The 12,586-nt window shown below is 26.2% G+C and carries 13 protein-coding genes; 5 read left to right on the forward strand and 8 right to left on the reverse strand.

All coding sequences use genetic code 11. From position 1 onward, the window contains the following. Positions 1-2: 2 nt before the first annotated feature. Genes ACKU4C_RS00270 through ACKU4C_RS00285 form a run of 4 tightly spaced genes read right to left on the reverse strand, consistent with a single transcriptional unit; the run spans position 3 to position 3,722 of the window. Positions 3-1,004 carry an efflux RND transporter periplasmic adaptor subunit gene (locus tag ACKU4C_RS00270; protein WP_321313592.1) on the reverse strand — a complete coding sequence of 334 codons (1,002 nt, stop codon included), beginning with the start codon at positions 1,002-1,004 and terminating at the stop codon, positions 3-5. Further along, the gene (locus ACKU4C_RS00275) at positions 1,001-2,203 is read right to left on the reverse strand and encodes a TolC family protein (RefSeq protein WP_321313594.1); all 1,203 of its coding nucleotides are present in this window, start codon (positions 2,201-2,203) and stop codon (positions 1,001-1,003) included. Before ACKU4C_RS00275 ends, ACKU4C_RS00270 begins: the two co-directional genes overlap by 4 nt. Next, the gene (locus ACKU4C_RS00280) at positions 2,203-2,583 is read right to left on the reverse strand and encodes a FixH family protein (protein WP_321313596.1); all 381 of its coding nucleotides are present in this window, start codon (positions 2,581-2,583) and stop codon (positions 2,203-2,205) included. The genes ACKU4C_RS00275 and ACKU4C_RS00280 overlap by 1 nt, the downstream gene beginning before the upstream one ends. Before the next feature lie 59 nt (positions 2,584-2,642). Next, positions 2,643-3,722: a HAMP domain-containing sensor histidine kinase gene (locus tag ACKU4C_RS00285; protein ID WP_321313598.1), complete on the reverse strand. Its 1,080-nt coding sequence runs from the start codon at positions 3,720-3,722 to the stop codon at positions 2,643-2,645. 150 nt (positions 3,723-3,872) lie between these two features. Between ACKU4C_RS00285 and ACKU4C_RS00290 the strand changes: the two genes are divergently transcribed. Next, positions 3,873-4,532, forward strand: coding sequence for a response regulator transcription factor (locus ACKU4C_RS00290; protein WP_321313599.1), 660 nt, complete (start codon positions 3,873-3,875; stop codon positions 4,530-4,532). On the opposite strand, the gene ACKU4C_RS00295 is transcribed toward ACKU4C_RS00290, so the two are convergent. Together ACKU4C_RS00295 and ACKU4C_RS00300 are read right to left on the reverse strand one after the other, a co-directional pair. Further along, positions 4,522-5,562 (reverse strand): HAMP domain-containing sensor histidine kinase, encoded by a 1,041-nt coding sequence (locus ACKU4C_RS00295; RefSeq protein ID WP_321313601.1) that lies wholly within the window; start codon positions 5,560-5,562, stop codon positions 4,522-4,524. The two genes, ACKU4C_RS00290 and ACKU4C_RS00295, sit on opposite strands and share 11 nt — an antisense overlap. Before the next feature lie 97 nt (positions 5,563-5,659). Then, entirely contained in the window at positions 5,660-6,319 is a 660-nt protein-coding gene (locus ACKU4C_RS00300) for a response regulator transcription factor (protein WP_321313603.1), read from the reverse strand. A gap of 110 nt (positions 6,320-6,429) precedes the next feature. Here ACKU4C_RS00300 and ACKU4C_RS00305 point away from each other — a divergent pair, with 110 nt between their 5' ends. The 4 genes from ACKU4C_RS00305 to ACKU4C_RS00320 are packed head-to-tail and all read left to right on the forward strand — an operon-like array spanning position 6,430 to position 8,849. After that, positions 6,430-6,999 (forward strand): YceI family protein, encoded by a 570-nt coding sequence (locus tag ACKU4C_RS00305; RefSeq protein ID WP_321313605.1) that lies wholly within the window; start codon positions 6,430-6,432, stop codon positions 6,997-6,999. A gap of 25 nt (positions 7,000-7,024) precedes the next feature. Then, positions 7,025-7,333 carry a hypothetical protein gene (locus ACKU4C_RS00310; protein WP_321313607.1) on the forward strand — a complete coding sequence of 103 codons (309 nt, stop codon included), beginning with the start codon at positions 7,025-7,027 and terminating at the stop codon, positions 7,331-7,333. 15 nt (positions 7,334-7,348) lie between these two features. Then, positions 7,349-8,170: a DUF692 domain-containing protein gene (locus ACKU4C_RS00315; RefSeq protein WP_321313609.1), complete on the forward strand. Its 822-nt coding sequence runs from the start codon at positions 7,349-7,351 to the stop codon at positions 8,168-8,170. After that, the gene (locus ACKU4C_RS00320) at positions 8,163-8,849 is read left to right on the forward strand and encodes a putative DNA-binding domain-containing protein (RefSeq protein ID WP_321313611.1); all 687 of its coding nucleotides are present in this window, start codon (positions 8,163-8,165) and stop codon (positions 8,847-8,849) included. Before ACKU4C_RS00315 ends, ACKU4C_RS00320 begins: the two co-directional genes overlap by 8 nt. A 4-nt stretch (positions 8,850-8,853) precedes the next feature. Here the strand turns inward: ACKU4C_RS00320 and ACKU4C_RS00325 are convergent, their stop codons facing one another. Together ACKU4C_RS00325 and ACKU4C_RS00330 are read right to left on the reverse strand one after the other, a co-directional pair. Then, positions 8,854-10,992: a diguanylate cyclase gene (locus ACKU4C_RS00325; RefSeq protein WP_321313613.1), complete on the reverse strand. Its 2,139-nt coding sequence runs from the start codon at positions 10,990-10,992 to the stop codon at positions 8,854-8,856. Positions 10,993-11,204: 212 nt separating this feature from the next. Further along, a complete protein-coding gene (locus ACKU4C_RS00330) occupies positions 11,205-12,554 on the reverse strand; it encodes an MATE family efflux transporter (RefSeq protein WP_321313615.1) in 1,350 nt (449 codons plus the stop codon). Between the last annotated feature and the right edge of the window lie 32 nt (positions 12,555-12,586).

Raw genomic sequence — 12,586 nt, forward strand, 5'->3', positions numbered from 1 at the left:
TTTTACCAATCCCCATCATCGGAATTATATAAGCCATTTGTAATGGAATCTGAATCTAATAAGAATAGGGCATTATTAATAACTTCTTCATTTTCTTCTAAGCCACTTATTATTTCATATTTATTTGAAGAGATTCTTTTTGCTTCAATCTCTATTGGTTCAATTTCAGTTTTAGATAACATTTTGAAAACATATTTTTTGTCACCTTTTAACAGTACAGCAGTTTTAGGAAGAGTTAGCATGGGCTTTTTATTTTTTTGTAATAGCACTTTTCCAAACATATTTGGGAAAAATATTAAATCACTATTTTCTACTATAAATCTTACATCAATACTTTTTGTTTCACGGGTAACAATTGGATAGATTTTGTCAACTTTTGTTTTAATAGGAGTTTGAACTCCATCAATATAAATTTTTGCTTCCATATTTTTTTTAATGAACTGTAAATCTTTTTGATAAACTGAAGCTATAAACCATAATTTATCTAAGGATGCCAATTGAAAAAGAAGATTTCCTTTTTTTATTGAACTACCATTATTTAAATTCTTTTTTAATATAACTGCATTTACAGGAGAATAAACAGGAATATCTTTTATAAGAGTTTTTGATTTCCTAATTTTGTTTATTGTTGAGGTTGGGATATCTAAAGATTTTAATTTTTCTATATTACTATTTAAAAGTTGTTTATTAAATTTTTTTGATAATTGAATCTCTTGTTGTATAGATAAAACTTCATCAGAATAAAGAGAAAAAAGTTTTTCACCTTTTTTTACAGATTTATATTGTTCATTTGCTTGTAGATTTGTAACATAACCATCAAATCTACTAACAATATCAAAAATTTCTCTTTCATCAAAAGTGATACGTCCATAAAAGCTTTTTAAAGTACCTATTTGCTCTTTTTTTACTTTTACAAGCTTTTTATTGAACAACTGCTCAACTTCAAGGATTTGAGCATTTAGTATTGTAAAGCCTACTAGTAGGGCACTCATAATAAGTTTCACTTTGTAATCCTTGTAAAATAGTATGATTTTGCCAAAGATGAAAAATATTTCTCTTTTTCATCAATGGCTTTTAATTTATATTTGATAACTTCATTTTGATTTTTTATTAGTTGTCTTGTGTCAATATTTGTTTTCAATAAGTAGCTATTATTTTTTTCTAAAATTTTTTGTAGTTCATCATATTTGGGAATGATTGTTTTTTCTATGATATTATATGTACCAATAGCATTATCAATATTTTTTTGTAAGGTATCAATTGAGATTAAAAATTTATTTTTTAAATCATCAAGTTGATTTTTAACTTGTTGAGATTGAAACTTTGCTTTTGTTTCTTTTATTGATTCTCTTCCATAAATTGGAAGGGGAAAAGAGATAGAAAAATTCATATAATCTTCATACTCTTGACTTCTCTCAAAATATGTCACATTTAATTTTATATCAGGTATTTTTTTCTCATTCTCAAGTTTAGAGATATTTATAAATTTATTTGTTGTTTGTTTAAAAGATAAGATTTTTGGATGATTAGAAATCTCTTTAGAAAGAACTATATTTTTAATATTTGTATTTACATCTATATTTGAAATTTTTTCATATGAAAGCTCTTCAAGCTTTAAGAAGTTTGTATCTAAAAAAGTTTGAAGTTGTTTTTGTTTTAGATTAAGTTCATTATAAAGGATTTGCACATTTAATATATCACTTTGTTTTGCTTTTCCGTATTTATAAAAGCTTTTTAATAAAGATTCCAGGTCAATTACATTTTTTTTAAATTTTTTAAAAAGAAAAATCCTCTCTTGTAAAAGTTTTATTCTGTAGGCATATTCATATATATTTGATTGTAATTCAAGTTTTTTATTTTCAAGATTATATTTTGAGATAGAGTAGTCATTGTTTGCAACTTTTTTCGCAAACTCTAATCTATTACTTAATGGAATAGCTTGAGTCAATCCTACAAATTGAGCTTGCATAGCTTCTTTATTTCTTGTTTTATAATCATTAAACTGAATATCTGTAGCACCAATATTTACAATAGGATTATCCCATTTTGTTGAAAGTTCTATTTGTTTTTTTGTAATATTAATAGAAGATTCTAGTGCTTTAAGAGATGAATTTTTCTCTAAAGCACTAGTAACAATATTATCTATTGATTTGGCATTTACAAATAAAGGTAAAAGAACAGTTAATAGATATTGCTTTTTCATTATAGATTTACACTAGATCTGATTTTGTGAACTTTTCCATCTGCTGTTTTAAATAACAGATGGTATTGCCAAGTTCCACTCATAGATAGATTTATTTGTAGTTTATATTTTCCATCAATTAATTTTGCTTTACCAACATATTCCATATATGGCATACCTGGCATCTCTGGCATAAAAAATTTAGCTTTTACTTTTGCATCTTTGATTGATGAACCATCTTTTTCAAGTGTTACAAAAAAAGTATTGTCACCTACAACTAAAGAACTTTCTGATTGAAGTTTAACTTCATACCCATCTTTCTTACCTTTTAAATCGATTGGTTCTGCATTTAAAAGTATGCAAGAGAAAACTAAAATAGAAACTATTTTTAATAATTTCATAAAGACTCCTTAAAAAATTTTAAGAAGTCTATAACTTTAATAAGGAAGAAGTGTGGAAATTAAAATTTTAGGGTAAAGCAACTTCCGATATCTAATTCAGAGTTAATATCAATTTTAATTTTATATTTTTCACAAATATTTTGAACGATATTTAAGCCTATACCAAAACCACCACTAAAATCTGTTGCCCTATAGTATCTATTGAATATATCTTTTAGTTTGCTTTTTTCTATTCCTATACCGGAATCTTTTATTGTAAGTGTATTATTTTCTAAAAGGATAGTTATGGTTCCTTTTTGTTTATTGTATTTAATTGCATTTGACAAAATATTGTTAAAGAGTCTTATGAAATCATTCTCATCAATAGTAAAAAAAGTATCCCTAAGTTCACTATTTATTGTGATTCTCTTTTTTAAAGCTAAGGCTTCAAAATATTTTAGTTGAGATTCAATTAGTTTTTTTAGATTAAACTCTTTTGCAACAGTTAGATTTTGTTTGTTTTCTAAAAAAATAAAAGTTAAGTCTTTGTATACTTCTGAAATTCTTTGGGCAGCTAGTTTTATTCTTTTTACTTGTTTTGGTGTTAAATTTTCTTCATCTTCAGAAGACATCAAAATAGCACTAATTGGAGTATTTAATTCATGTGTAGTATCTTTTATAAAGTTATTTAGTCGATCTCTTTCATCTTTTATAGGTTTTAAAAAAAGCCTTGCTAGAAAAAATCCTATTAAAGAGATAAAAAAATAGATAATAAAAAATAAAAATACAATCTCTTTTTGTAAGCTTGTTAATCTATTAAAAAATAGATTCTCTTTTATTGCAATATAATAGATATCTAAGTGTCCATAAGTTGATTTATCTATTAAGATAAAATTTTCTTTTTGCATAATTATATTTTTTGAAAAGTCTATATCTTTATCTTTTAGATTTCCAAAAAGAAGCTTTTTGTTTTTATCATAAAATGAAATTTGATATAAATCTGTTTTTAAAAATTGATTCATATCTAAGGAGTTTCCACTCATATGGGCAAAAATTATTTGTGAAGAGATATTTGATACTACATTTCTCATTTTTGTTTTTGCTAAATCAAAATATAGTTTTTTTTCATTTTGATAGTATAAAAGGGCAATTAATACCATAAGTATAAAAGATCCCCCTAGATAAAGAGTAAAAAATCTTATAAATGTTTTTCTTTCGCTTTGTGTTAATTTTATATCAATATCCTTTTTGTGATTATAACATAAATTTTTTCCATAAAATTTACACAAAGTTATACTATACTTAAGGTTATGAAAATATTACTTTTAGAAGATGACACCCTCTTAAATGAGATAATTATAGAGTATTTAGAAGAATTAGACAATGAAGTCATTAGTACTTTTGATGGACAAGAAGCATTAGAATCTATATATGAAAATAGATTTGATCTACTTATTTTAGATGTAAATGTACCTAGTTTAAATGGATTTGAACTTTTAAAAGAGCTAAAATCAAACTCTATAGATATCCCTACAATATATATAACCTCTTTACACACTTCAAAAGATATGGAAGATGGTTTTCAAGCAGGTGCAGATGATTATATAAAAAAACCATTTCATTTAAGTGAATTAAAACTTAGAATAAACAATATAAAAAGACTTAGGCAAATTGATGTAAGTGGAGTAGTAAAACTTTCAGAAGAGATTTTTTATGATAATGATGAAAAAATCATAAAAGTAAATGGAATCTCTTCTTATTTATCTAAAACAGAGGCTAAAGTTTTTGAGTATTTTATAAAAAATAAAAATAAATCAATCTCTATCGATGAAATATCTTTAAACAATTGGATATATGATGAGGTTCCAACTGCAACCACAATAAGAACATATATAAAAAATCTTCGTAAAATTCTAGGAAAAGATAAAATTACAACAATAAAAGGAGTGGGCTATAAACTTAATCTTTAAAGGTTAGTATAAAAGTTGTTCCAATATTTTCTTCTGATTCAACTTTAATATCAATATCATACGTTTTACAAATATGATATACAATATTTAATCCAATACCAAAACCACCTTGCTCTTTTGTAGCTCTATAATATCTAGAAAAAATATCTTTAACTCTATCTTTTTTTATTCCGATACCTGTATCTTTTACAGTAAGTACTCTATTTTTTAAAGAGATATCAATATCTCCCTCTATTTTATTATATTTAATAGCATTTGATATTAGGTTATTAAATAATCTTGTGAAGTTTTCTTTATCAATTTTAAATATAGTAGGTTCTATCGTAGCAGTAATTTTTAGACGCTTTTTTTGTGCAAAAGAGTCAAAATAATCAAGTTGTTCTTTAATAATTCTATCTAGTTGTAGATTTTCTATTGCAGGTTTTTTACTTGCATCCTGTAAAAATAGATATACTAAATCTTTATATATTTCGGAGATTCTTTTTGCACTTAGATTTATCCTTTGTAGATTTTTTTGTGTTAATGGTGCATCTTTTCCTGTACTCATAAGAATAGCTGTAATTGGAGTGTTTAACTCATGGGTTGTATCTTTTATAAAGTTGTTTAGTTTTTTTCTTTCATTGATAATTGGACTAATAAATAAACTAGCTAAATAGTAACCAATTACTGCAATAGTTGAATATATTAGGAAAAAAGAGAAAATTAATCTTTCTTTTAAATCGGTGATAATATCATGATAAATGTTTTCTCTAATTACAATATGATACACACCTAAGTGTCCCCTTGGAGTACTATCAACCAAAACATAATTATCATCTATTTTTTGTAATTTTTTAGATAAATCGATTTTATCTCTAATATTTCCAATAAGTTTTCTATGTTGTTTATCATATAAAGCATAATCATATTTAATAAAATTTGCCATTTTTGCAGTATTTATTGAAAGACCTGATAGATGGGCATAAACTATAGTTGAAGAGACTTTTGAAGCAACATTTTGCATATTTGAAGTTATTAAATCGTATTGCAATCTTGATTCCATTTTATAAAAAAGGAAAAAGATTATTGATAATAAAATAAAAGATGAACCTAGATATAAACCTAGGAATTTACGAAATGTGATTCTTTCACTTCTTGTTAAATCTATAACCAACTCCTTTGATTGTCTCTATATATTCTTCCCCTAATATTTTTCTAATATTTTTAATATATGTTCTTATTGTTGAAGAGGTAGGCAAACCTTCATAAGTCCAGATATTTGAACTTAGTTCATCTTGTGAAATACATCGGTTTGCATTGTTTACTAAATATTTCAGGATTTGGGCTTCTTTTAAAGGAAGTTTTGTCTTAATAGAGTTGTTGTTTACATAATTTAGTTTACTGTTAAAAGTTATATTTTCTGTAATTTCTATCTCATCACTATCTAAGTGTAAAAGTCTTTTTATATTATTAATTCTAAGTTCTAACTCTTTTAATTCAAAAGGTTTTTTTAGATAATCATCAGCTCCTGAATTAAACCCTTCTTCTATGTCATCTACAGAGTTTAAAGAGGTTATAAAAATAGCTGGTGTAGTTATATTGTTTTCTCGAAGATTTTTTAAAAACTCAAACCCTGTCATATTTGGTACATTTACATCTAAAATCAATAAATCAAAATGGGTTTCATATATTATCTCACTTGCATTCATCCCATCAAATACACAAGTAACTTCATATCCTAAGTCTTGTAAGAACTCTTCAATAATTTCATTTAAAATTAAATCATCTTCTAATAGTAGTATTTTCATGGGTATAAGTATAACATAGAAAAGAAAAAATAGTCCCCACACTCTCTACACAAAAACTTAACAAAATATAATTAAAATGATAATACAAAAATTATTAAAAGGAGTTAGAGATGAGTTTTTTAGGCAGAATGATTTTAGGGATATTTTTTGGTTTTTCGTTGTTAAATGCAGCACCATATATGATAGATAAAGCACACAGTGAAGTTGGATTTTCTGTAAAACATTTAATGATTTCAAATGTAAAAGGTGATTTTACAAAATATGAAGGTGAGATTGATTTTGATCCAAAATCAAAAACATTTAATAAGTTAAATGCGGTAGTAAGTGTAAATAGTATTGATACAGGTATAGAAGATAGAGATAATCACTTAAAAAGTGCAGATTTCTTTTATGCACAAAAGTTTCCAAATATTATCTTTAATATGAAAACATATGAAGATGGAAAAGTAATTGGTGAGCTTACTATGAGAGGTGTTACAAAAGAAGTAGAACTTGAAGTTGAAGAGTTAGCTACAGTTAGAGACCTTAAAGGTAATAACAGAGTAGGTTTTTCATTAAAAGGAAAAGTAAATAGAATGGATTATGGTTTAAAATGGAACAAAGCTCTTGAATTTGGTGGAGTAGCAGTTGGTGAAGATGTGAAAATACTTATTGAAGTTGAAGCAGTAGAAAAAAAGTAAATAATAGATATTAAAAGGATTATGCATGAAAAAAAATCAAAAAATAAAGTTAGCGGGGATGCTTTTAGGAGCAGCGCTAACTAGTACAGGTGCTTATGCAGCAAGTGGTTCTTGTGGAGCTGGAAAATGTGGAAGTGAACCTAAAAAAGTAGAAAAAAAGGGTTCTTGTGGGGCTGGAAAATGTGGTTCTTCTGATAAAAAAATGATGCCAAAAAATGATGAGATGTCAGGCAATTCTGGTAAAAAAACTATTGCCTCTTGCGGTTCTGGGAAATGTGGATCTGATACAAAGAAAAAAGTTGAAGGTTCATGCGGTGCTGGAAAATGTGGTTGATAGAAAGATTGTCTAATGAAAAATCTTCAAGGATGTGGACTAGGACTTAGAAGCAGTTTTTTACTTGATGTTAAAAAGAGTGATTTCCAACCAGATTGGTGGGAAGTTACTCCAGAAAACTGGATGCATATGCCCAAAATATATGAAAAAGCATTTGAAGAAGCAGTTTTTTCAAGACCAACAGTTGCCCACGGGTTATCTTTATCTATTGGTTCAGTGGAAAAAATTAATAAAAAATTTGTAAAACAGATAAAAGAGTTTTTAGACAGATACAAAATAGAATATTATTCTGAACATCTTTCATTTTCATCTTTCAATGGAAAACAAAGTTATGAACTTTTACCAATACCAATGACTAAAAAAATGGTAAATACTGTTAGTGATAAGCTAAAAGAGGTTGAGGATATTATTCAAAGAAATTTGATACTTGAAAATGCTACTTATTATTATGTTCCTTATGCAGAGATGGATGAGGTAGATTTTATAAATGAGGTATTAGATAAATCTGGTGCAAAAATGCTGTTAGATATTAATAATGTATTTGTTAACTCTGTAAATCATTCTTTTAAAGCAAGAAAATTTATTGATAATCTAGAAAAAAAATATATTTCATATATGCATATGGCAGGGCACTATTTTGATGAAGAGGCAAATATTAGAATTGATTCACATGGAATGCCAATTTGTTCAGGGGTTTGGAAGTTATTAGAGTATACTTTAAAACAAGTTGATTCCCCTGTAATGATAGAAAGAGATAATAACATTCCACCATTAGAAGAGTTAGCTAAAGAGTATGAATCAATGAAAAAAATTGTACAAAGAGTTAGATATGCCTAAGTTAGAAAAAGAGGTACAAATAAGATTTCTAGACAATCTTTTAGACCAAAGTAAGAAGTTTGAATCTTCTCCTATCTCTATTTATCAAAGACTAGTTTTTCAAAGATATGAAGAGGTACTTAGAAATAGTTTTCCACTTTTTATAAAAGAAGTTGATGAAGAACTTTTTGAAAATTCAATTAAAGATTTTATGAAAAAAACTCCAAGTACACCTTTTCTTTGGAAGGTTCCAAAAGATTATATAAAATTTGTAAAGAGAAATAAGTTATTTAATAAACAAAAATATCTTTACGAACTTCTTTATTTAGATTGGATAGAAATAGAGATTTATATGAGAGAATATAAGTTTTCTAAGAAAAAGAGATTTTCTTATAAAGATACTTATAAACTATCTAAAAGTGCAAGGATTAAGAAGTTTAAATATGATATTTTAAACAAAGAATATACGATAAGAAGAGAAAACTTTGTAGTTATATATTATGATTTTGAAACAAATGAAGTTGTTTATAGAGAGATAAATCATTTAATATATGAATTACTAAAAAGATTAGTTAAAAAACAAGAAATTGGCAAAATTCTACGAGAACTTTGTCTCGAAAATGAGATAGACTTTAAAGAGGCAAAAAAGCTTCTAAAAGAGCCTTTATTGGAACTTTTATTGAATAAAGTATTTCTTTAAAGAATTACTTATATTCAATTCTATCTCTTCCACTATTCTTTGCATTATACAGTGCTATATCGGCTCTATTTAGGATAGACTTTACTGTATCTTCTTTTTTAGAAATAGTTACTCCAAAGCTTGCCGTTTTATTTTCAACTCTATAAAATGGATATTCAGAAATTTTATTTTTGATAGATTCCATTAGTTTTAATGTACCCTCAAGATCTGATTCTGGACAAATTATCACAAACTCTTCCCCACCATATCTGCCTACAAAATCTGTTTTTCTTTTATTTGTATTTAGAATAGTTGCAAACTCTTCTAATACTTTATCTCCTGTTTGGTGACCAAAAGTGTCATTTACTTCTTTAAATTTATCTATATCAATAATTGCTAAACCAAAGTTATGACCAAATCTTTCATTTCTATTTATCTCTAGTTTTAAGAGTTCTTCTATTTTTCTTCTATTATATAAGTTTGTTAATTTATCAGTTGTTGCAAGTTTTTCTAACTCTTTGTTCTTATCTTCAATATCTTTTTGTGCTTTTGCTAGAAGTTTATTTGTTTTTATAATTTTTCTATTCCAGTAAACTACTAAAAGGATAAATACTAAAGAAACAAGGGCTACTCTCCATACAAGGTCATAATTTACCCCTTTTTCATATTTAATAGGTAGCCATTTATTAAAAATTTCTCTATGAATCTCATTTGTTAAGCTATCTATTGTTTTTTGTAATATATTTAATAGTGTTTTATCATCTTTTACAACAGCCATTGAGAGTTTTAATGTTTCATCAATTTTCCCAGCTATTTTAAGTTCTCCGAAATATTTTTGTTGGAATTCATATCCAATACTTGCAAGTGTATCAATATAGCCAAAAAGTTTTCCATTTTTTACTTTCTCTAAACCCTCTTTTATATTTTCAACTTCAACTAAATTAAGAGATGGGTATTTTTGTCTTAAAATTTTTACAAAAGCATCACCTTTTATAATCCCTATTTTTTTACCTTGTAAATCAAGTATATGGTTTATAAATGGAACATCAACAGTAGTTGCTACAACTAAAGGTACATTTAAATAGTTACTTGTAAAGTTTAAATATTTTTTTCTCTCGTATGTTTCCATTCCGAGGGCTATCATGTCACATTTTCCCTCTTTTACATAAGTTATTGATTCATTCCAATTTTCTGTTTTTACAAGTTTAAATTTAGCAGATAAAACTTTTTCAAATAAAGTATAATAATCAGAACTAATCCCTGAATGTGCTCCTTTTTCATTTAATCCTTCAAAAGGTAAACCGTCAGGGTTTATACAGTATTTAATTACTTTTGTATTTAAATAAGCTCTTTCATCTTTGTTAAGCTCAATATGTCCACCTTTATACTCTTTTATAGAACCAATCCATTTAGTTACAAGTTCCTCTTTTTCTTTGTTTGTAATAGAGTTTAAAGCTTTTTGTAAAATAGAAGCTAAAATTGGCTTTTGAGGATTTACTCCAAGTCTTAAATCCTCTTTTTTTGTATTTGGTAAAACCAATTCACTAGCAATTTTAATATTTGAGTATAGGTTTTTTTTAATAAAGTAATTAATGTTTGTCAGGTTTTGCATTAAAGCATCGATTTTACCAAAAACTAAATCTTTTGTTAACTCTTCATAAGTATCATAATAAACTAAATTAATATCTCCAACTTTTTTTAATTCTTCAATATAAAAAACATCTTTTAATACACCAACTTTTTTTCCTATTAAACTTTTTATCTCAAGATATTCACCAAAATCATCCCTTACAAACACTGTGATGGGAATATCATAATAAGAGCTTGTAAAAGTAGTAAAGGGTTCTCTAAATTTTTTGTGAGAAATACTTGTGATAACATCTAATTCTTTGTTTTTAAAAGCTGTATAAATAGTGGTCCATTTTGCGATAGTTTTTTCAAATACCAAACCTGTACGTTGAGATATAATATTTAATAATTCATGTTCAAATCCCACAGGAGTATTTTTTGTATAGTATGAGAACGGGGCAAAATCTGGCATCATTCCAACTTTAACTAAAGTGTTTTTCTTTATAAACTCTTTTTCCTCATTTGTAAAGGTTATTGGATTTGCTAATATTTGAGTTGTTATAAAAAATAAAATGATTAATAAAAAAAATCGCATAAGGAACCTTAAAAAGTTAATATAATTGTAGTTAGTATTATACATGAATATTCTTAGAATAATTGGTAGCTTTTTATAAAAAAGTTTCTAGGAGTTTGTATTGGAAAGCTTAAAAAAAGGCTACTTAATCTTCTTCTAAATATTTAGTAACTTTTTTTAATTTCTCCCTTTTTATAGGGATATAGTTTTTTAAGTAGAGTATTGAAAAATCTTTAAACACAAAGTTTTTTCAATATGTTTTGTGTATAAATATATGCAAATATAGCAGCACTATATATCATAACTAAAACACCAACCCAAAGGTAAATATAGTCTAAATCTAAAATAACAACAAGCATATATGCAATAATAAATTTTGCAGCAATCTGTCTATATAGAGCTATATAAAGTATCATTTTAGGTTTTTTTATTCCTTGTAGGGTTGATACACTAATGAACAAAATAACATAAGCATAGAAGATTAAAACCTCTACTATTAAATAGTTATAACCATATGAGATAACTTCTGGGTCATTATCAAATTGTGTGATTATTAGTTTTCCAAAAATATATAAAAAGATGATTCCAAATGTAGCAATTATAAAACCATATTTTAGTGCTTTGTTAACTGTTTCTTGAACCCTGTCATATCTTTTCGCACCAAAATTATTTGAAACTAAAGATAATACAGCAGAACTAAGTCCAAGTGCAGGTAAAAGCATAAGTTGTTCAACCCTAAATCCTACCCCATAACCAGCAACAGCTTTTACTCCATATAAAGATACAAAATACATTAATATCAAAGAACCTATAGACATAATAAGCATATTTAAACTTGAAGGAATCCCTTGTGTTAAAAGCTCTTTATATATTTTTTTATGGGGAAGAAAATATTTAAGATTTTCAAAATGGATTAGTTTTGTTTGTAAAACTTTATAAAGCATATAAATACTATTTAAAATTTGTATTAAAACTGTAGCAAAAGCGATACCTGATATCCCCATCTCAGGGATAATCCAAAAACCATATATAAAAAGTGGATTTAGGGCTAAGTTTGCAAAAAAACCAAAAATAAGAGTATTTCTATAAGATTTTGTATCCCCTTTAGAAACTAGGATTGCATTTAATGCAAAGTTTGTCATAAAAAATATAGTACCAGCTAAAATAACATTTATATAAGCCAATGAGGTATTTAAATATTCACCTGAAGCACCTAATACTTGAAATAAATATGGGGAAAATATAAAACCAACTATTGTAAGTAAAACAGCTAGTATTTGCATAAATAATATCCCTTTGTGGGCATATAAAGAAGCCAAAAAGAATTTATTGTTTCCACTGGCATTTCCAATTAATGCTGTAATAGCAGATGAAAAACCATATCCAAGTCCTATTATTACAAAAAATATCATAAAAGATAGGGAAAGGGCAGAGATAGCTTGCGTGGAAATAAGTCCAGCATAAAAGGTATCTACTACATTGTAAAGTGTGTTAAAAATCATTCCTGTACTTGCAGGGATTGCTATTTGTTTTAGTAAAGTTGGAATATCATCAGTTAAAAGGTAGTTTTTATTGTTTTCCACAAGTTATCCATATATATTAGTTGTGAAATAGT

It is taken from the genome of Halarcobacter sp., assembly GCF_963676935.1.
Taxonomy (GTDB): Bacteria; Campylobacterota; Campylobacteria; order Campylobacterales; family Arcobacteraceae; genus Halarcobacter.